Annotated in this window: 14 protein-coding genes, 2 tRNA genes and 2 rRNA genes (1 of these 18 running past the window's edge); 4 read left to right on the plus strand and 14 right to left on the minus strand. The window is 34.6% G+C overall.

Annotated features, from left to right (window positions below; translation table 11 throughout):
* The 13 genes from P8625_RS04165 to P8625_RS04225 all read right to left on the minus strand — a co-directional run.
* Positions 1–155 (minus strand): 23S ribosomal RNA (locus tag P8625_RS04165); it reaches 2,719 nt to the left of the window's first position.
* Positions 156–423: 268 nt separating this feature from the next.
* Positions 424–497 (minus strand) — tRNA-Ala (locus P8625_RS04170).
* A 234-nt stretch (positions 498–731) separates the two neighbouring features.
* A tRNA-Ile gene (locus P8625_RS04175) sits at positions 732–805 on the minus strand.
* Between the two features lie 158 nt (positions 806–963).
* Positions 964–2,481 (minus strand): 16S ribosomal RNA (locus tag P8625_RS04180).
* Together the 16S and 23S rRNA genes with 2 tRNA genes alongside form the textbook arrangement of a ribosomal RNA operon.
* Positions 2,482–3,388: 907 nt before the next feature.
* Positions 3,389–4,108 (minus strand): DUF4294 domain-containing protein, encoded by a 720-nt coding sequence (locus tag P8625_RS04185; RefSeq protein ID WP_279652234.1) that lies wholly within the window; start codon positions 4,106–4,108, stop codon positions 3,389–3,391.
* A gap of 104 nt (positions 4,109–4,212) precedes the next feature.
* Complete coding sequence (locus P8625_RS04190) at positions 4,213–5,466, minus strand: aminotransferase class I/II-fold pyridoxal phosphate-dependent enzyme (RefSeq protein ID WP_279652235.1); 1,254 nt, start codon at positions 5,464–5,466, stop codon at positions 4,213–4,215.
* A 457-nt stretch (positions 5,467–5,923) separates the two neighbouring features.
* Entirely contained in the window at positions 5,924–8,431 is a 2,508-nt protein-coding gene (locus P8625_RS04195; RefSeq protein WP_279652236.1) for a TonB-dependent receptor family protein, read from the minus strand.
* Complete coding sequence (locus tag P8625_RS04200; RefSeq protein ID WP_279652237.1) at positions 8,421–9,785, minus strand: HTTM domain-containing protein; 1,365 nt, start codon at positions 9,783–9,785, stop codon at positions 8,421–8,423. The genes P8625_RS04195 and P8625_RS04200 overlap by 11 nt, the downstream gene beginning before the upstream one ends.
* A 99-nt stretch (positions 9,786–9,884) precedes the next feature.
* The gene (locus tag P8625_RS04205; RefSeq protein ID WP_279652238.1) at positions 9,885–10,988 is read right to left on the minus strand and encodes an imelysin family protein; all 1,104 of its coding nucleotides are present in this window, start codon (positions 10,986–10,988) and stop codon (positions 9,885–9,887) included.
* A gap of 84 nt (positions 10,989–11,072) precedes the next feature.
* Positions 11,073–12,272, minus strand: a complete 1,200-nt coding sequence (locus P8625_RS04210) for a DUF4856 domain-containing protein (protein ID WP_279652239.1) — start codon at positions 12,270–12,272, stop codon at positions 11,073–11,075.
* Positions 12,273–12,405: 133 nt separating this feature from the next.
* A complete protein-coding gene (locus P8625_RS04215) occupies positions 12,406–13,956 on the minus strand; it encodes a bifunctional metallophosphatase/5'-nucleotidase (RefSeq protein WP_279652240.1) in 1,551 nt (516 codons plus the stop codon).
* Positions 13,957–13,991: 35 nt separating this feature from the next.
* The gene (locus P8625_RS04220) at positions 13,992–14,798 is read right to left on the minus strand and encodes a hypothetical protein (protein ID WP_279652241.1); all 807 of its coding nucleotides are present in this window, start codon (positions 14,796–14,798) and stop codon (positions 13,992–13,994) included.
* 3 nt (positions 14,799–14,801) lie between these two features.
* A complete protein-coding gene (locus P8625_RS04225) occupies positions 14,802–15,659 on the minus strand; it encodes a hydroxymethylglutaryl-CoA lyase (RefSeq protein ID WP_407704760.1) in 858 nt (285 codons plus the stop codon).
* A gap of 209 nt (positions 15,660–15,868) precedes the next feature.
* Between P8625_RS04225 and P8625_RS04230 the strand changes: the two genes are divergently transcribed.
* From P8625_RS04230 to P8625_RS04245, 4 genes are read left to right on the plus strand one after another with little or no spacing between them, the layout of a single operon-like run.
* Positions 15,869–16,438, plus strand: coding sequence for an RNA polymerase sigma factor (locus P8625_RS04230; protein ID WP_279652242.1), 570 nt, complete (start codon positions 15,869–15,871; stop codon positions 16,436–16,438).
* Positions 16,428–16,961, plus strand: coding sequence for a hypothetical protein (locus P8625_RS04235; RefSeq protein WP_279652243.1), 534 nt, complete (start codon positions 16,428–16,430; stop codon positions 16,959–16,961). The genes P8625_RS04230 and P8625_RS04235 overlap by 11 nt, the downstream gene beginning before the upstream one ends.
* Complete coding sequence (locus tag P8625_RS04240) at positions 16,948–18,018, plus strand: DUF4097 family beta strand repeat-containing protein (protein ID WP_279652244.1); 1,071 nt, start codon at positions 16,948–16,950, stop codon at positions 18,016–18,018. Before P8625_RS04235 ends, P8625_RS04240 begins: the two co-directional genes overlap by 14 nt.
* Before the next feature lie 18 nt (positions 18,019–18,036).
* Entirely contained in the window at positions 18,037–18,765 is a 729-nt protein-coding gene (locus tag P8625_RS04245; protein WP_279652245.1) for a head GIN domain-containing protein, read from the plus strand.
* A gap of 102 nt (positions 18,766–18,867) precedes the next feature.
* On the opposite strand, the gene P8625_RS04250 is transcribed toward P8625_RS04245, so the two are convergent.
* The gene (locus P8625_RS04250; protein WP_279652246.1) at positions 18,868–21,507 is read right to left on the minus strand and encodes a valine--tRNA ligase; all 2,640 of its coding nucleotides are present in this window, start codon (positions 21,505–21,507) and stop codon (positions 18,868–18,870) included.
* Positions 21,508–21,588: the final 81 nt, after the last annotated feature.

Raw genomic sequence — 21,588 nt, forward strand, 5'->3', positions numbered from 1 at the left:
CGTGGTAATACATCTTCAATGTATTGGGTTGCCCCATTCGGAAATCTACGGATCAATAGGTATGTGCCCCTCACCGTAGCTTATCGCAGCTTATCACGTCCTTCTTCGCCTCTGAAAGCCTAGGCATCCTCCATACGCCCTTATTTAGCTTATTGTACTTTTTGCTGTAGTATCTCTACTACAACGAGCTCTTTTATATATTTAAAAATTTAAAAATTGAACTATTCAATAATTAAAATCTTAAATCTTGATTCTTATAAAAAATATCTTGTTAGATTATTAATCTAACGCTCTATCTTGATTCTTTACGATATCATTTTACCAATATGTCAATGAACGTGGCGAATCGCCACTGATAAGTATTATCAGCGCAATTCGTGCAGTACTCTGAAACAATGTATATTGTCTCGAGGCACTGCCTCGTGGAGAATATCGGAGTCGAACCGATGACCTCTTGCGTGCAAGGCAAGCGCTCTAGCCAGCTGAGCTAATCCCCCATTTGAAATTCAGAATTATGAATTCAGAATTACGAATTTAGAATTCCCTAGCTCCTAGAATTTCCTTTCTTAACTAAATATCTTAATCTATCTCTCAATCTTTGAATTTTTAAATCCTTTAATATTTCAATGTTTGAATTCTTAAATCTTTAAATCCTTCAATAAATTGTAGTCTCGGGCAGACTCCCCTCGGCTACGCTCGGGATAAACTTCTCGTCTGTCTCGACTATTAAGTAGTCTCGGGCAGACTCGAACTGCCGACCTCTACATTATCAGTGTAGCGCTCTAACCAGCTGAGCTACGAGACTTTTTTTAGCCTTTAGCTTGTAATTCTCAGATATTAGTACCAATACTAACAACCAAAAACTATCAACTAACAACTAACTTAAGATCTTAGTCTATTTCTTTAAAATTAACAGCAAAAGAGTAAAATGTACCTCTATTGTAACTCACCATCTTTCTCTAGAAAGGAGGTGTTCCAGCCGCACCTTCCGGTACGGCTACCTTGTTACGACTTAGCCCTAGTTACCAGTTTTACCCTAGGCAGCTCCTCTCGGTAACCGACTTCAGGCACCCCCAGCTTCCATGGCTTGACGGGCGGTGTGTACAAGGCCCGGGAACGTATTCACCGGATCATGGCTGATATCCGATTACTAGCGATTCCAGCTTCACGGAGTCGAGTTGCAGACTCCGATCCGAACTGTGATATGGTTTATAGATTCGCTCCTATTCGCATAGTGGCTGCTCATTGTCCATACCATTGTAGCACGTGTGTAGCCCAGGACGTAAGGGCCGTGATGATTTGACGTCATCCCCACCTTCCTCGCGGTTTGCACCGGCAGTCTCGCTAGAGTCCTCAGCTTTACCTGCTAGCAACTAACGATAAGGGTTGCGCTCGTTATAGGACTTAACCTGACACCTCACGGCACGAGCTGACGACAACCATGCAGCACCTTGTAAAGTGTCCGAAGAAAAAGGTATCTCTACCCCTGTCACTCTACATTTAAGCCCTGGTAAGGTTCCTCGCGTATCATCGAATTAAACCACATGCTCCACCGCTTGTGCGGGCCCCCGTCAATTCCTTTGAGTTTCAATCTTGCGATCGTACTCCCCAGGTGGGACACTTATCACTTTCGCTTAGTCACTGAGCCTAAACCCAACAACTAGTGTCCATCGTTTACGGCGTGGACTACCAGGGTATCTAATCCTGTTCGCTCCCCACGCTTTCGTCCATGAGCGTCAGTATATACGTAGTAGACTGCCTTCGCAATCGGTATTCTAAGTAATATCTATGCATTTCACCGCTACACTACTTATTCTATCTACTTCCGTATAACTCAAGTCAACCAGTATCAAAGGCAGTTCCATAGTTAAGCTATGGGATTTCACCTCTGACTTAATTGACCGCCTGCGGACCCTTTAAACCCAATGATTCCGGATAACGCTTGCACCCTCCGTATTACCGCGGCTGCTGGCACGGAGTTAGCCGGTGCTTATTCTTACGGTACCGTCAAATAACTACACGTAGCTACGTTTCTTCCCGTATAAAAGCAGTTTACAACCCATAGGGCAGTCTTCCTGCACGCGGCATGGCTGGTTCAGAGTTGCCTCCATTGACCAATATTCCTCACTGCTGCCTCCCGTAGGAGTCTGGTCCGTGTCTCAGTACCAGTGTGGGGGATAATCCTCTCAGACCCCCTACCTATCGTTGCCATGGTAAGCCGTTACCTTACCATCTAGCTAATAGGACGCATAGTCATCTTGTACCGATAAATCTTTAATAAAAAAGTGATGCCACTTCTCTATACCATGGAGTATTAATCTTCATTTCTAAAGGCTATCCTCCTGTACAAGGCAGATTCTATACGCGTTACGCACCCGTTCGCCGGTCGCCATCTTCCCGAAAGAAATGCTGCCCCTCGACTTGCATGTGTTAAGCCTGCCGCTAGCGTTCATCCTGAGCCAGGATCAAACTCTTCATTGTATAATCTTTAATATTATAAATGTTAAGTTCCAAAAGAATTTACGAAAATCTAATCTCTTAAACTTTCTGTGGTAATTCTACTCTTTAATTACGCTGTCAATTTCAATATTTTTCAATGAACTTGGCTCGTCGCTAATAACAAACTTAAATTTGTATCTTTAACTAAACCTTTTGTAGAAATACTAGAATCGAACTAGTGGCATATCGCCTTCCAAAATTTCTCTATCTATATCGCTCCCTAAAAGCGGATGCAAATATATAAACTATTTTTATTCTGACAAAAACTTTTTTAAGTTTTTTTTCGTTTATACTACCGCACTATTTTAATGAACTCACTCCCTAAAAAAACAGGATTGCAAAGATACTTACTTTACAAACTACTATGCAAGAAAATGCTAAACTTTTTTTATCCTTTTTCTATACCCTATTTCTATGAACTCCCGCTAACTTCTATGCATACCGCTTTTCCGTTTGCGGGTGCAAATATAAGAACCCTTTTCCTTATCAACAATGAGTTTTTTTAACTTTTTTTAAACCTTTTTGTAACTGTTTATATATAAAGATGTTGGCTGTTGGTAGTTGGCTGTTAGCTGTTAGCTCTTGGCTATTCGTAATGAATAATGAGGTAATGAAATAATCAGGAAATGAGGAAATGTAGGAATGATTAATAATTATAACTATTTCTAACAACTGCTTACTGATAATTGTTCTCTGATTACCATCATGAGATAACTACGTCGCTATCACTCCTCGTTATAAGGGTTGGTTTGATTACTGAAAACTAGAAATTGCTCATCGATAATTATTAAATGAATTCTCGGCTCTTGGCTATTTGCAATGAGATAATGTAGCAATGTAGCAATGTAGCAATGTAGCAATGAATTAATAACTAATTGCTGATAACTGCTTACTTCTTGCCTTTCTTCTTTTGCATCTTTGCAAACATCTTTTTATACTCTGAAACGTCTATGTATCCTCGACTTTTTGAGACGATTGTTAAATAGTCTTTGTCTAATTTTGGTTCTTGGTATTCTAATTTCTCCTCTATGTATGCTCGCTGTAGAATATCTTCTATCAGGTAATCTTCGTTCTCAGTCTCTGGTTTGTACTCGGACTTTAGAGATAACTTAAACATATTGGCTGTGGTATTATACCAAAAAGCTTTCCATCCGCTTCTTAGTTCTTTTACATTGTCAAAAGCTGTTTTTCCTGTTTGTCGATGAATTAGCTTTAATAAAATCCTCCCTTCAGTTCTTGTTAATTTCTTTAAAGGGGCTGTTAGCTCTTCTTCTAAGTATTCTTGAATTCTTTTTATGTATTTTCTTTTTTTACTTTTTGATTCTATTCTAGCTAATCGTGAGTTAACACTGTCTACTCTTTTTGCTGCTAAAATTGCATAGGGGTATGCCTTAAATACTTTTTTACGAAGCCAGTAATAGTATAATATGTCTTTTTTTTCTTTAAACTTATGCTTGGGCAGTATCGTAACTTCATTTAGTCTTATCATCAAGCTATCTCCTTCTTTGACTAGAATGTATTCGTCATTGAAATTTGGCAACGTATCTTTTATCTGCGCACTTATTGTTCCGCTTATTACTAGTAGGTATATATATAATAGTGTTTTCATTTATTTTTTTATCAGCAAAAAGAATTCCAAATGTATCATTTCTCTTTAAAACCAAAAAACTCATGATTGATTTCATGAGTTTTTATTTATTTTTTAATCACTTATTATCCTGCCATAATTGAAGCTGCTATTTTCTTGTAGGTTCCGTTTTCTAATTTTTCTCGGATTGCTGAAAATGCTTCAATTGTTTCGTCTACATCTTGAATTGTATGACGTGCTGTTGGTATTAATCTTAATATTATTAATCCTTTTGGTATTACTGGGTAGACTACTATGGAACAAAAAACTCCGTGATTTTCTCGTAAATCGTTTACCATTGCCATTGCTTCTGGTATTTCTCCTTTAAGGTATACGGGTGTAATGCATGTTTGCGTGGTTCCTAAGTCAAAACCTGCGTTTCGCAAACCTGATTGTAAGGCATTGGTTATTTTCCAGAGGTTTTCTTTTAGCTCAGGCATGGTACGAATCATATCTAATCGTTTCAATGCTCCTTTTACCATTGGCATTGGTAGGGATTTTGCAAACATTTGTGATCGCATGTTATATTGTAGGTATTGTACTACATCTTTGTCTCCTGCAAAGAAAGCTCCTATTCCTGCCATTGATTTGGCGAATGTAGCAAAATATACGTCGATTTCGTCTTGTATCCCTTGTTCAAATCCTGTTCCTCTTCCTCCTTCTCCCAGGGTTCCAAATCCGTGTGCATCGTCTACCAACAAACGGAAGTTGTATTTTTCTTTTAAAGCAACAATTTCCGCTAAGCGTCCTTGCTCTCCTCTCATACCGAATACTCCTTCAGAAACTAACAAAATTCCTCCACCTGTTTTTTCTGCCATCTTGGTAGCACGCTTCAAGTTTTTCTCGCAACTTTCTATATCGTTATGACGGTATACAAAGCGTTTTCCTGAATGTAAACGAACTCCATCAATAATACATGCATGTGTATCCATGTCATATACTATAATATCGTCTTTTCCTACTAGGGCATCTATTGCTGATACCATTCCTTGGTATCCGAAGTTTACTAAATAGGCTGCTTCTTTTCCTACAAATTCAGCACATTCTTGTTCTAATTGTTCATGGTATGTTGTATGACCTGACATCATACGTGCTCCCATAGGATACGCCATTCCGTCAGTTGCCGCAGATTCTCCGTCTACTTTTAAAACTTCTGGATGGTTTGCTAATCCTAAATAATCGTTAATACTCCAAGTAATTACTTTTTTTCCATTGAAAGTCATACGGTTAGATATTGGTCCTTCTAACTTTGGAAACACATAATACCCCTCGGCTTTATCTGCCCATTTTCCTAAAGGTCCCTTATCTCCTTTGATTCTTTCAAATAAATCTCTACTCATTTTTACTTTTTGTTTTTATACGCTGCGAAAGTAACCTTTTTTGTGGGTATTTCAAAACAACTTTCTTACTGTTTATTCTAATTTAACACTAAGTTATTTACATGCATCATCGTACTATAACTTAATTGTATTGTGGTATATTGTTCTTAATTATAGATTTTTACAGTTGGCTTCGTTTTTGTGAATTCTTTGATAAATAAGTGTTGATTTTAGTTCTCTTTTACCTGTTATTCATTTAGGTAATATCGTTTTAAAAATTAGAAGTCGAAATGAACTACCATAAGACACAACTTTTGAACTTATAAAATAATGTCAATTCATTTTCTTTTTTTATATATTCTCTATTTGTTATTTTAGGGGTTCAGTTAGGATTGTATAAAATTATTTCTTAAAACAAAAGTTATGTTACGCTTGCGTTATGCCCCCAAAAACAGCTACTGTTGCTTCCTCTTTTATATTAAATTTTAAACTGTAATGTTACATACCAGTTTCTTGGGGCAGATGGTATAATACCTGGTCCTGGATACCCTGTTGCCCTACGTGTGAAGTATTTTTCATCTAACAAGTTATTGACCCCTGCTTCTAGTTTGAAAATTTTGTATTTGTAAGAAGTTGAGAAATCTAGCACTCTATAGGCGGGAATTTCTCCTATCGTTCCTTCTCTTACTCCTCCTATATCTGCTGCTGAATTGGTAGCATCGGTATATTGTTTTGATAAATATGAATATTGAAGACTAGACAAGAAGTTTTTGTATCCAAACCTTACTCCTGTTTTTAAGTTTATATTTGGTATGAATTCCACTTTATTTCCTTCTACACCTGATTTGTTTGATTTAGTGTACTCAGAATCTATAAAAGAAAAGTTATTAAAGATGTTAAAAGAGTAGTTTGTATTTTCTATTTTTAATATTTTAATCATGTTAAAATCAATTAAGCTTTCAACACCGTAAATAAAAGCATCTCCTATATTTGTTCTTAATCTATCTCCTTTATTTTGCCCATTAGATTCTAATACAATACCTATTCTGTCATTGTAAAACAACCCAAATCCACTAATGTCATAAGAAAAAAACTTTTTATACGCTCCCCTAATTCCAAAATCGGTAGTATAACCTTTTGAGTCTTTAATGTTTTCATCAACTATAAAAGTTGGACTTACTGTTCTTATATCAGAAAATGTAACGGAACGGTAGTTTTGAGATGCATTACCGTAAAACTCAATATTATCGGTAGGTTTATAACTTGCTCCTAAACCAAATAACGCAAAACTTCTTTCTTTAGTTCTATTATCTTCGAACTCATTATCATCATTGGGTAGCGGATTTCCAGCTGCATCATAATTTATGATTGTATAAATCCCTTCACTTTGAGTATTAATATACTCTAACCTAAAACCAGGTGTTACACTAAACTTATCAGAAAACTTAAAAATATTTTCACCAAAAACAGCTACATTTTCATTAGGTAATGTAAAGTTTGAACTTATATAATCATTGGTTGGTACAAAATTAAAGTCTGCATCAATACCTCTAGAACCAGCTCCTTGTCGAGATTTATTGTTCGCTTTGTAGTATTTTGTTCCTATTAAAAAGATATTCTCTTTATTGAACAAGTTGTACTCTGATAAAAATCTTGCTTCAACAGACCAGTTTTTAAAATTTCCTTTAATTAAGTCTCTAATTTCATATTCTCCAGTTCTTGGGTCTTGAATATCTAAATCACTTACTGGATTGGATTGTGAGTTTTTATAATTTCCTCTATACCCTACTGTGTTTCTTGATGCATCTAAACCAGAAAAGTTAACTGATAACTTACTTTTTTTAGAAAAATCATGTATCAGCTTAAAGTTATACAGTAACCAATTAACCTCAAACCAATTACGTGTTCTGTTACTTTGGAAAATATCTTCAGAAAACATTGCATCGGTTAATCCTCCTGCTTGTTGTGCTAGGTACTTTAGATAGGTGATTTCTGCTGTTAGTTTCGTGTTGTCTGAAATTTCATACCCTACATGTGCAAAAGCATTTTTTGAATCGAACTCAGAGTTTGGTCGGAAGCCCTCTCCTTGTTTATAGTTGTAATATCCGTAATAGCTAAATTCGCCTTTAGTGCCTCCAACACTGGTAAAATTGGTAAATAAATTATTACTTCCTAAGGTATTTCTTGTAATAATTTCTAAGGGTTTGTTAGGGTTTGGTTTTTTCATTATAAAATTCACCAAGCCTCCAAACTGCGTTCCGTATTGCAGTGAAGCAGCCCCTCTTACAATTTGAATTTCATCCAGCGCTTCTGCTGGTGGGGTATAATAACTTTCAGGATATCCTAATACATCTGCACTAATATCGTATCCGTTTTGACGGGTATTGAAATTAGATGTTCTGTTCGGGTCTAGTCCTCTACCTCCAATATTTAACTGCAGGCCTGCATCGTCGTTTTGAAAAATGTTTAATCCTGCTACTTGACTGTATAGCTGGCGTGCATTGTTAGAGGCTAACGCTGCTGTAGATTGATTTACTAAAACAACTTCGGTTTTTTTACCTGCAAAAATAGCCGTTTCTTCTACGTCTTTTAAACGCTTTAATTCAAATACTTTTCTGCGTTGTGCTTTGATTTCTATTTCTGATAGCTCTTCTGAAAAAGAGTACAAACGAACGTTTAACACTAGGTCTTTGGTAAGGGTAACTTCAACCTCTTTTAATTGGTATTCTTCTACATAAAACAGTAACTTTAACTGCTTTTCTTTTGTAGAAAACTGGTACAATCCTTTGTTATTCGTTTCTGCCAACAAATTACCCGATTTATTGTATATTTTTACATTTCGCAAGGCTACATTTGTTTCTGAAGTTACCACTCCTGAAATGTTGTTTTGTGCAAAAGTTGAAACAGCACAAAACAAGAACACCCCTAATAACTTGTATATATTTTGGGCTAGCTTTGCGTAGTTGAACATATATTTATAGTCCATAAATTTTAATTTTATCGGTAAAAGGTAGTATCCAGTCTTTGTGTTTAAAGCTTTCTTTTTGTTGATATAAGTCTACAGTAGGATCTATATATCGCTTACTTAACCGTCCGTTTAATGCGGCAAAACTCTCTACATAGACTTCGATGTTTTTATGACCGTCTTTTTTGAAATGGTCTCCCAAGTAATGGGCATATTCTAAAATAAAGTCGGGCTGAAAACTCATTTGCTTTTCTTGAAAAGGCGTTAAAAAATCGGCATTATTCACATAAAAATAGTTTCCTGTTTTTCCATCAACAATTTTAAAATTTGTATAGCCTGCTTTTTCCATTAACATCACACGCCATGAAAAACGAAACCCTTCTTCTGTCCAGAATAATTCTCCTGGATACAATAGATAACGCCATGGTAATAGAATTTGAAGTGTGAAAACAATACCTAAAGTTACTAGAGTTACTTTCCTTGTTAACTTCGCATATGTATATGCTTTCACTTGCTCAACTTTTTTTGATGAAATTGAAAATATTCGTTGTATGAACTGAATAATTTTCTCATGAAAAGAGGCATCGAAGAAAATGAGTGTCGCCACAATCATGATAAAAGGAAACATTCCTATAGGAAATAAAATTCTAGTAAACACATGAAAGAATATTACCAATGCGAAAGCTAGTAAACGTGTTCTTTTATAGAGTAATAAAAAAGGAATGGATAAATCATACAAAGCTCCTCCCCAACTCATTGCGTAGTGAAACCATTCTTGCTGCATTACATTGTTTCCGATAAGCGGTAAATCGTATTTTGAAGGTAACCATATTTTAAGTGGTTGTGCTCTAAATAACCAATCGGAATTTAATTTTGCCAAACCTGCATAAAAGTAAACTATACCTAAGAGTAGCTTTATACTATCTATAGTCCACTTAGGTACATTCATATACTCTTTTTTGCGTAGGTAGGCATCTGCTGAAAAACGAGCATTTGCGGGTAAGAAAATCAAAACAAAACTTAATAGGCTAATAAAGTAGTAATGGTTTAAGTAGGTTGTTTTATCCATTAACTCTATGTAGGTAAAGCTTAGAAAGAATGTTATGATGGCTAACCTATATTTAAAACCTACAGCTATTAATGCTGCTGATAGACCACAAATAACAAATAATATATAGGTGTAATTTCCAATAGGTTTTACCCATTCAAAGCCGTAATATGAAAAATGGAAGGTTGGCTGTAGATATAGAGTTTCTATCCAACCATGGTACCAAAATCGGATGATACCAAAGAGCATCATTACTCCAAAAAAAATACGAAAGACAGCCAAAGGGGCTGAATTTGTTTGCTTTGAAAGGTAATTTTCTGACATCATTTTATGAAGTACTTCACCAACAAAAAAGTGTGACTATACGGTTGTTTTTAATAAAAGCTGCCTATTTTCATAGACAGCTTTGTTATTTTGTTTTAGTGACTAATCTCCGTCAGCATCTGCATAGTCTACACTAACATTAAATGCCTGAAGCATATCTACTTTTAAATATATAACTCCTTTCTGCAACTCATCATAAGCTGCTGTCATTTTGGTATTGTCTGTATTTATTTGTTGGTAGAAATCATCATTTAAGGTATTTATTTGTGTTTCGGCTACATTAAACTGCGTATTGATTAAGCTTACCAAATCACTTCTTTTTAAATACTCTAAATAACTTTTGAAACTCACTCCAGAACCTGCTGCATTAAAATTATTCCCGTTGAAAAAATCTTGAACCGCATTTAATGCTTCGAGTGCTAATACTTTTGATGATACTCTGTTATAATATGCCTCGACTTTTTCTGGCAAAGGTGTTGATGAGAAATTTCCTGCTGGAATTCCAAATTTATTCGCTCTTACTCCTTTTTCGTAATAAAAAATAAAATCGTTTACCAACTTGTTTAATGATGAGCTTGCTGTATTACCTGCAGAGGCAACAAACTGATCTCTATAACTTCCTTTCCAATCGTTTATAATTGTAGTTGTTAGGGTACTCATTTGAGCAATCACATCAGTTACATATTTTTTATAGTTGGCTGCGTTTGCATCTGTTGTATATTTTTCTAAAATAGCCGTATCGTTTTCTGCCACTCCGTACAATAAATAATCTAATGCAGGAAAGCCCTGTGCATCGTGGTTGTTAGAACTATTTAGGTCATACGCTCCGTTGCTTATATTCGTTTCAACATCTAAAACTGTAAGAGGATAAATATTAAAAAAGTTTACAAAACCTATTTCTTCAGCCTTACCTATATTAAACATTTCTACATGTTGCCACGCTTTGTACGCATTTAGCCAAGCGGTACGCACTTCTACTAAAGTTGCTGCATTGGGCGCATTTGTAAAATCCGTTGCTTTTGCCTTTAATGTAGTTAATTGATTGTCAAACGCTTCAAAAGAGGGAATAATCACATTATCTGCTAAATGTACTAGCATTGCTCCTCTATCGAAATTATCTGAAGGTGTTGGGTTATCTGAACTGTCTGAACCACAGGCATAAATTATAGCTACAAGTAGGAATAATTGTAAAAACTTTTTAATCATTTTTATTTCTATTTATTCTAAATAAATGTTTTGCAAATATAAAAAGTAGCACTGAAATTACCGCCACTTTTTATAATAATTCTTTTAGCTTCCTGCCTCGATAACAGTAAAATTAAATTTAGCTGCTATGGCTTTAGAAACCGTATCTAATGTTGTTGGTGTGGTATCTTCCCATAAACCATTTCCTGTTCCTATTAAGTCTTGTAACAACCCTTCTACTTCTGCCATGGTAAAATATGCTTCTTTGGTATTACTTTTACGAGTAAACTGTAAGCTGTAAATAAATCCTAGTCCTTCTGAAATTGCATGAAAAGAGGCTGCTTTATCGGTTGCCCAGCTATTTTTACCTTGCTGTAGGTAGTACACCGCTCTAATGGCAATTACATCTGAAATTTTTTCACGAATAATTTCCGCTTGTTCGTTACGTACCTCGTAATTATTAGCTACAATTGCTGCTCTTCCTAATTTGAAGGCATTGTAAATATCCTCTGCTATACCCGCAAAATCAGTGTCGCTATTCACTTTTGCTAAGTATTCGTTTAAAAAATTATCTGCTTCTAATGCTGGTTCGGCTGGATTTGCTTCGTTACCGTATAAATAACCGTAGGCTTCATCCCACTTGTGCTCCATTGTAGTATAATTTTTACCTTCTTCAACTACCTCTTTATCGTTATTTGCAACATTACTTCCAGCGTCTAATACAGCAGTACCCAAGTAGTTGTTTAACATCTGATCAACCATTAAACCGCCAATTAGTGATTTTGCAAAAATTTGATTTAGCTCGACTCCTTTTCCATTTACATATCTAGTAGCTCCTCCTCCATTTTCTTGAATTTTACCTGCTGTTCCTGCAACCGCATCTGTATTCCAGTTTGGATAAACAACATCTACTTGTTCTTTTATCCAAGCATCAAATTGAGATTTAATTTCATTGGCTTCTGTTGTGTTTGCTGAATAGAAATCGGTTGAGGCTGCTGTTTTACTGCGTACATTTTTACTAGAAGCGTTTAATGTAGCATCAGAAAAATTAGTAGCTCCTTCAGTATGTGCAAACATATTATCTAAATCTGCTTCTGTTTTGGCAGAATTCTTTAATGCTGTTATTAATTCAGTAGCCATTTTAATACGTGTTGTTTGCCCTGAAAAACTAACGGTAGAACTACCTTCTCTTTCAAATTTATACGTTGCTGGTGCTTTTACTGAATTTACTGGTTCATCATCACTTGAACATGAAGTAAATAGTAACGCTGATATAACTATTGTAGAAAGGATTACTCTTTTCATTTTATTTAGATTGATTTTAAATTGTTTCTGTTGCAAATTTAATAGAGTTTATCAATCTAACAAAGTTTATTAAGATTTATTTTAAATAAGGAAATTTATTTATTTTATTTTACTGATATACAGATACTTAAATTTAGTTATTTTTTAGATAATTAACAACTGCTTTCCGAATATCGTAGGCTACTTCTTCTTTTTTAGGTGTGTAAATATGTAAAACTTCTTTGCTTTTATTAGAAAGTATGGGTATGTCTAAACCTTTTAATAAGTAATCTGAAAATGCTACTGTATAGTTTTTGTTTTCTTGAAGTTTGCCGTTTTTAAGTATCCATTCTCCATTTTCTTTGGTGGCATTAAATCGTTGTAAATAGGCTCCTGTTCCTGAAGCGTTGACTCCAAAATCTAGTACTCTTTTCAACAAACTCCCATTTATTTCTACTTTCAAAATCTTTCCCCCGTAGGGCAATACCCTAAAAATATCTACGGTATTTATCTCTCCTGCTAATACATCATCTATTCTTACCGACCCTCCATTTACTAGCGCACAATCAACTTCGTTATTATATGCTGAGCTCATCGATGCTGCTATGAGTTTTCCCATATTGGTTTGTCTACCTCTAATAGTACTTTCTCTTGCGTCTAAAGGGGTTTTTGTTTTGTATATTACTTCGTACGGGGTAGTTACTACTTCCCCTATTCGATTCTCTAATACAACTTGCCATGTATCTACAACTGCTTTTACTTTGGCATTAAATGGAATAGATTTATTAACCTCCTTTAATTCAGACTTAAAGTGTACTTCTTTTGTGTTCGGATTGTACTCAAATTTATGTATATAAACTGTTTTTGCATTGGCGTCTGCCTTGGTAATTACTACGTTTCCTACTTTGTCGTAACTGTTCGTGTGCTCGTGCCCTCCCATAATCAAAGGAACATTGGGCAACAGCGCTGCTATCTTTTTATCTTGTGCCAAAGATGCATGGGTTAATCCTATTACAACATCAACTTTATTTTTTATATCATTGTAAGAGCGTACAATTTCTTTGTACATATCTTTATAATATACATAACTTTTTGGATTAGAGGGTATACAAACACTTATAAAACCTACTTTTAACATTGTACCGTCGGTATTTTGAAATTCCTTGATATAAGAGTCTTTTAAAGGTTGTTTTTTACCATTTACAACTTTGTAAAAGCTAGCATGTTTACCATCAATAGCATGCAAGACATTGGCTGAAATCCATTCAAATGTACTTTCATTTAAACGTTTTTGAAGGTGTGTATAACTTAAATCAAATTCATGATTTCCAAATGCTACCAAATCAAAATCCATCGCATTCATCACTTCTACCATTTGCTTTCCTCGTACACGGTCTCCATTATACTTCATCGTTCCTAGTAAAGAGGGTGATAAAAAATCACCTGCCAATACGAGCATGGTATTTTTGTTTTCTTTTAGTAACTCTTGGTGTATGGTTGCCACTCTTGCCATTCCACCGTACTCGCCTCCTTGTATTGGAGCAATTTCGTACACGTCATTTAATTGTAACAGCGTGAAATAAACTTTATTAGTTTTACTTTTTTGCTGATTGTTTGTTGTTGAAGTATTTATGCTTTTTGAAGAACTGCACCCTACAAAAAGTAAAGCTGCCCATAAGGTGAGTGTAAGTTTAATTTGCTTCATTTGAATTTCTTTAATCGAATTCAAATTTACAAATTCTAATGAAGATACATGCTGGTATTTTTCCTAATAATTCTACGGTACTCGACTAACTCAGGAAACTGGTAAAAAAAATTAATTTTCTTATGTGCTATGGTTTTGGGTCTTTTTATCTTCGGTCTTAATACAAAGGCTGTCCAACTTTCTACAATATCTTCTTCAGGACTTTCAGCAGCATAATCTGTAAGAAATTCTGAACTATTATTTAAGTATAAGTCGTATAGCTTCTCTACACAGTTCGCTTCTGTATAACAATATTTTCTTTGAATAACATCCCAACGATTTAACAATGCTCCTTTCCAAAACAACGTAACAAACCTGTTAAGATAGCTATCTTTGTAAGCCTCGCCTTCGAGAGTTAAGTACAACTCTCCTTCTTCTTGCTCATTTTTATTAGTGGGTCGTATTTGGGTTCTATTCAAGGTAAGTAAATGCCCAAACTCATGCACTAGAGTATACACAGATTCATGCAATCTTCTTTTGTCTTTAGTCTCAAAATTAACATCTCTAATATCAATTTCTAATTGCCACTTGTCATTTTTTGAGTTTAATGCAACTAAAGCTCCTGTTTTTTCATCTACCCCATCTGTCATTAAAACAATACGTTTTATATACTTCTGAGTCAACTCTTTTGGAAAAATTCTACTAAATTCTTCCCAGTAATACATTGCTAACTCATCACTTACTGACTGATTTTTAATTATTTTACCTCCTCTTACGTCCCACGCCCCTATTCTTTCACTATTTGTAGATTGTGAAAAAGCTGTAAAAAAGAAAAAAAGAAAAATAATATTTAATTTCGTCATCTTCTAAAAAACTTCTAATGCTTTATTATAAGCGCTTTCAAAACTCATTGGTTTAATATTGGTTACCACTTTATTTGCGGTAAAGTAAGACACCATTTTTTCTGTTGGCATATTTCCTGTTAATTCGTCTTTAGCCATTGGGCACCCTCCATATCCTTTTATAGCTCCATCAAAACGTCGACAACCTGCCTTAAATGCACTATCAACTTTTTCATGCCATTTTATTGGTGTGGTATGTAAATGAGCTCCGAATTCTATTTGTGGATAACTAGGGATTAAATTTGAAAATAAATAGTTTATATCTTCTGGGGTTGAACTCCCAATTGTGTCAGACAAAGATAATATTTTAACTCCAAACTTCGAGAGTTTTTCTGTCCATTCTCCTACTATTTCAACACTCCACGGATCTCCATAAGGATTTCCAAACCCCATGGATAAATAAGCCACCACCTCTTTATTACTTCTATTTGCTATTGCTAGTACTTCCTTTAGCGTATCGATAGATTGTTCTATCGTTTTATGTGTATTACGCATTTGAAAGTTTTCCGATATTGAAAAAGGGTATCCTAAATAATCAATTTCTTCAAATTGAGAAGCATCGTTAGCACCACGAACATTTGCAACGATTGCTAAAAGTTTACTTTGTGTTGTTGATAAATCTAATTTTGATAAAACTTCGGCAGTATCTCTCATCTGCGGAATTGCCTTTGGCGACACAAAGCTTCCAAAATCTATCGTATCAAACCCCACTCTTAACAGTGAATTGATGTACTTTGCCTTTGCCTCAGTGGGAATAAAACGGCTTTTAATTCCTTGCATTGCATCTCTTGGACATTCAATAATTTTTACACTGTTCACCATTGTGCCAAATATACATATTTTGATTCATTTTTTTACCTAGCATTACTTAGTCTACTTCAATAAAAATACAAACACTCAACAAATTAATTATCAATAAAATATAAACTTCAAAAGTTAAAAACTAAAAAATATTTTTATTTTTCTTACTTTCATTAATGCAAACTGTCACAATTTAAAAGTTAAATTGTCTCTAGTATAGAATTATTTCATTGGTCGCGCAACAAACAAATATTAACCAACTAATTGAACGCTGTAAAAAGAACGATAATTCTGCACAAATGCAGGTATATCAAAACTATTACAAAGCTATGTATAATACCTCGTATCGTATTTTAAAAGACGAGTTCGAGGCAGAAGATATAATTCAAGAAGCGTTTTTAACTGCCTTTACGAAATTACATACTTTTAAAGGTGAAGTTACTTTTGGTGCTTGGTTAAAGAGAATTGTAATTAACAAAAGTTTAACCCAATTAAAAAAAGTGACTCGATATGATGAAGTGAGAATGGATGTAATTCCTAACTATGAAACAGAAGAAACTACTGAAATAGATTATAGTTCTTTAGAAGTTACAAGAGTTATAAACTGTTTACAAAGTTTAAAGGATAATTACAGAATTGTTTTAACATTAAATCTTATTGAAGGCTATGATTATGAAGAAATCGCTCAAATACTAAATTATACAAATGAGAATGTACGAGCAACCGTATCTAGAGCAAAAAGGAAATTGAAACAAGTATTAGTAGCTAATATTAATAAAGTACAAGTATATGGAGGATAAACTACATCAGTTCTTTAAAGAAAATGATTTTGATGTTTTTGAACCCAATCAAGGACATTTGAATCGCTTTCAACGAAAGCTAGAAAACCCAAAGCAACCTAAAAAGCCATCTTATTTTTGGATGAGCATTGCAGCGTCTATCGTATTGATTTTAGGTTTTTATCTTGGCAGTTATCAGCAAAAAAACACTTACTACGACCTAGCCGATGTTTCTCCTAAAATGGCAGAAGCTCAAAACTTTTTCGTAACTACTATCAATCAAGAACTAAAAGAGGTTGAACAATATAGAAATATAGATACCGAGATAATTATTGAAGATTCTTTAAATGAAATTGAAGAGTTAGAAGATCAATACAAAACTCTTACAAAAGAGTTAATTAAAAGAGAAAACAGGTATCAAATAATCAGAGAAATGATACAAAACTACCAACAACGATTAACTATTTTAGAAAAACTTCTTTTACGATTAGAACTACAACAAAATCCAGCAAAATTAGAATTATTAGAAGATGAAATTATATAAACTATTCTACCTAATCCTTTTCATTCCTGCGCTTTTAATGGCGAATGATAAAAAACACGAAAAAAGTAAAAACATACATAAAACTTTTTCTGTTAACAACAATGCAACCTTATACATTAGCAACAAATATGGTAATGTAAGTGTAACTACTTGGAATAAGAATAGCATAGAGATTAACGTCAAAATAACCGTAAAAGGCAATGACTTATCTAATGTTGAACGTAAGTTAAAAGCAATTGATGTTGAATTCGAAGCTACAACTAGTTTAGTAGAAGCTCGAACGATAATAGAGAAAACAACATCGAGCTGGTCTTGGTGGGGTAGCAATGATACAAATTATAAAATTAACTATTTTGTAAAAATGCCAATTACGAATAATGCCGATATAAATAACAAGTATGGAACTATTGAATTAGATAAACTAGAAGGTAAATCTAACATTAATTGCGATTACGGTAAAATACAAATTGATCAGCTATTAAATGAAACGAATACCATTAATTTAGATTATTGTGGTACTTCTGAAATTAACTTTATGAAATCAGGAAGTTTGAGTGTCGACTACTCTAAACTGGCCATTGTAAAGTCAGAAAACTTAAAGGTAAACGCCGATTATTCTACCCTAAAAATTGGCACTGCTACGAACGTTGATTTTAACAGTGATTATGGAAGTATTGCTATAGACGATGCCTCAACTATTAATGGTAATTCTGATTATGCTGGTATAAAAATAGGAACTCTGAGAAAAAACTTAAAGGTAGATACCAATTATGGTGGTATTCGAGTTGGAAATATTGAAAAAGGGTTTGAAAGCATTGTTATTGACGGAAATTATGCTGGAATAAGACTCGGCACCAGTAGTGATAACAGCTTCAATTTTACTGTTGATTTAAGCTATGGAGGATTCGGATATCCTGATGAGTATGTAAACATGGTTAAAAGTATTAAAAAGACCACAAAAAAATATTATGAAGGTACTTTTGGTAAAGAAAATCCAAACGCTACCATTACTATAAAATCGAATTACGGAGGTGTTTCCTTAAAATTAAATAACTAATCAATAAAATTTTATTTCATGAAAAAATTAGCAACCATATTACTTACGCTTAGTGTTATTGTACCATCATTAGGACAAAGTTGGTGGAATTCAAAAAAAATTCGAGGTAATGGTAAAGTCATTACTGAAACTAGAAAAATAGGTTCTTTTGACAAAGTTAGCATCGGAGGCTCTTTTGATGTGTATTTAATTGAAGGTACTGAAGGACAACTTACCATTGAAGGAGAGGAGAATATTGTAAACTACATAGAAACCGAGGTTAAAAAAGGAATACTTAATGTACAGTTCAAAAAAAACACCAATATAAAAACTACTAAAAAGTTAGTGGTAACCATTCCCTTTGAAAAAATTGAATCATTGGCGTTAGGTGGGTCTGGAAATATCGTTGTAAAAAAACGCATAAGAGCCGATGAAGTTTCTTTTGCTATAGGAGGCTCAGGAAATATTATTGCCAGCGTTGATGCCAATACTGTAAAAACTTCTATTGGGGGTTCTGGAAACATTGAATTAAAAGGAAAAACTGACAATCTTAAATGTGCCATTGCAGGGTCTGGAAATGTAAAGGCATACGATTTAAACACCAGTTCAGTAAAAGCGAGTATTGCTGGGTCTGGAGATGTACAAACTTCGGTAAGCAATGAAATAAAAGCAAGTATTGTAGGTTCTGGAAGCGTGTATTACAAAGGAAATCCTCCAACTATCGACAGCAGTGCTATCGGTTCTGGTGATGTCATTAATAAAAACTAAAGTACGCTCTAAGCTTTAGGGGGATCTTCCCTGACAAGTACATAAACTAAAAATCCGCCGTTGACTTATGGCGGATTTTTAGTTTATCTAAATGTACTTTTATTATTGTAAAGAAGCTAAACTCGCTTTAATCGTTTCAATCTTTGCCAAGGTATCTGATTCTTTTTTACGTTCTAGTGCAATTACCTGTTCTGGTGCGTTGCTCACAAAACGTTCGTTAGACAACTTCTTTTGAATTCCTGTTAAGAAACCTTCTGCGCGTTTTAATTCTGCATTTAACTTCGTAAGTTCTGCCTCAACATCAATCGTGTCTAATGCAATCGGAACAAAATATTCATTCGATTTTACACGGAACGATGCTGCTCCCTCTACCTTTTCGGTAACATAACTAATTTCTGAAGCATTGGTTAACTTTTGAATGACTGCATCAAACTCTTTGGTAAAATTTTCGTTGTTTACAACAGCTAATTCAATTGCTTCTTTAAACGAAATATTTTTGTCTTTTCTAATCGTTCTAATTCCAGAAACCACCTCTGTAGCAAACTCAAAATTGGTTATCAATTCTTCGTTTGCTGCTCTAACAGTTGGATATGTAGCTATAATCAAAGCCTCTTGTGGAATTCTTTCGGTAATGTGCTGCCAAATTTCCTCTGTTAAGAAAGGCATAAATGGATGCAGTACTTTTAAGTTATTCTCCAATACTTCAATAACAGCTTGGTATGTTTTTGCGTCAATCGGTTGTTGGTATGCTGGTTTTACAATTTCTAATAACCACGATGAAAAATCATCGGTAATTAACTTGTAAATTGCCATTAAAGCATCTGACAAACGGTATTTACTAAAGTGATCTTCAATTTCTGATAACACTTGATTGAACTTCGCTTCATACCAAGTCAACCCTATTTTAGCTGTTTCTGGTTGTGCCAAATTCTCATCTACTTCCCAACCTTTAATTAAGCGGAAGGTATTCCATATTTTATTCGCAAATCCTTTTCCTTGTTGACATAAGTCTTCGTCAAATAACAAATCGTTTCCAGCAGCAGAACTCAATAACAATCCTACACGCACCCCATCGGCACCAAAGTCTTCAATCAACTTTAAGGCATCAGGTGAGTTCCCAAGAGATTTACTCATTTTTCTACGCTGCTTGTCACGTACCAATCCTGTTAAATACACATTTTCAAACGGACGCTCGTTTCTGTATTCATAACCAGCAATAATCATACGTGCTACCCAAAAAAATAAAATATCTGGTCCTGTTACTAAATCGTTGGTTGGATAGTAATACTTTATTTCTTCATTTTCTGGATTACGGATTCCGTCAAAAACCGACATTGGCCATAACCAAGAAGAGAACCAGGTATCTAAAGCATCTGGGTCTTGTTTTAAGTCAGAAGCAGACAACGAAGAGTTCCCTGTTTTTTCTTGAGCTAGCTTAACTGCTTCTTCGCTATTTTCAGCAACTACAAAGTCTTCTTTTCCGTCTCCGTAATAATACGCAGGGATTTGTTGTCCCCACCATAATTGACGAGAAATATTCCAATCACGAATGTTTTCCATCCAATGGCGATAGGTGTTTTCAAACTTTCTAGGGAATAACTTCACTTCTCTATCTTCTCCTAATACAGCTTCAATGGCTGGTTTTACCAATTCTTCCATCTTTAAAAACCATTGATCTGACAATCTTGGTTCAATAACTGCTTTGGTTCTTTCTGATGTGCCCACTTTATTCGTGTGAACCTCTGTTTTTACCAAGTAGCCTTTTTCTTCTAACTCTTTAGAAATTTCTTTACGAACCACAAAGCGGTCTTTTCCTTCATAATGCAATCCGAAAGAATTTAAAGTAGCATCTTCGTTAAAAATATCAATTACTTCTAGGTTGTGCTTATCTCCTAGAACTTTATCATTTTCATCGTGTGCAGGCGTTACTTTTAAACACCCAGTACCAAACTCCACATCTACATAATCATCTTCAATAATTGGAATTTCTCTGTTACATAGAGGAACTATGACTTTTTTACCTTTTAAATGGGTAAAACGTTCATCGTTTGGATTGATACAAATAGCTGTATCTCCTAAAATTGTCTCAGGACGTGTAGTTGCAATCGTTACTTTTTCATCAGAATCTACAATATTGTATTGTACATAATATAAGTTTCCTTGACGCTCTTCGTAAATTACTTCTTCATCAGAAAGGGTAGTTTTTGCTTCAGGGTCCCAGTTTACCATACGATATCCACGGTAAATTAACCCTTTGTTGTACAAATCGACAAATACTTTAATTACCGATTCTGACAGTGCAGGGTCCATTGTAAATGCCGTACGCTCCCAATCGCAAGAAGCTCCTAATTTTTTTAACTGATCTAAAATAATGCCTCCATACTCATGTTTCCATTCCCAAGCGTGTGCTAAAAATTCTTCACGAGTTAAATCGTTTTTATCAATACCTTGCTCTTTTAACTTCGCTACCACCTTTGCTTCTGTAGCAATAGAAGCGTGATCGGTACCTGGCACCCAACAGGCATTTTTTCCTTGTAAACGGGCACGACGTATTAATACATCTTGAATCGTATTGTTTAACATATGCCCCATATGCAATACTCCTGTAACATTTGGTGGAGGTATCACAATAGTGTAGGGTTCGCGTTCGTCTACTTCTGAATGAAAATAATTGTGTTTCATCCAGTAATCGTACCATTTTCCTTCTACTTCTTTAGAACTGTATTTTGATGGAATATTCATTTATTATATGTATATTTATGGCTAAAATTTAACACTTTTTAACCTTTGGCATTGTTTTTGAAATTCAATTAGCAAAAATAC

The organism is Tenacibaculum tangerinum (assembly GCF_029853675.1).
Taxonomy (GTDB): domain Bacteria; phylum Bacteroidota; class Bacteroidia; order Flavobacteriales; family Flavobacteriaceae; genus Polaribacter; species Polaribacter tangerinum_A.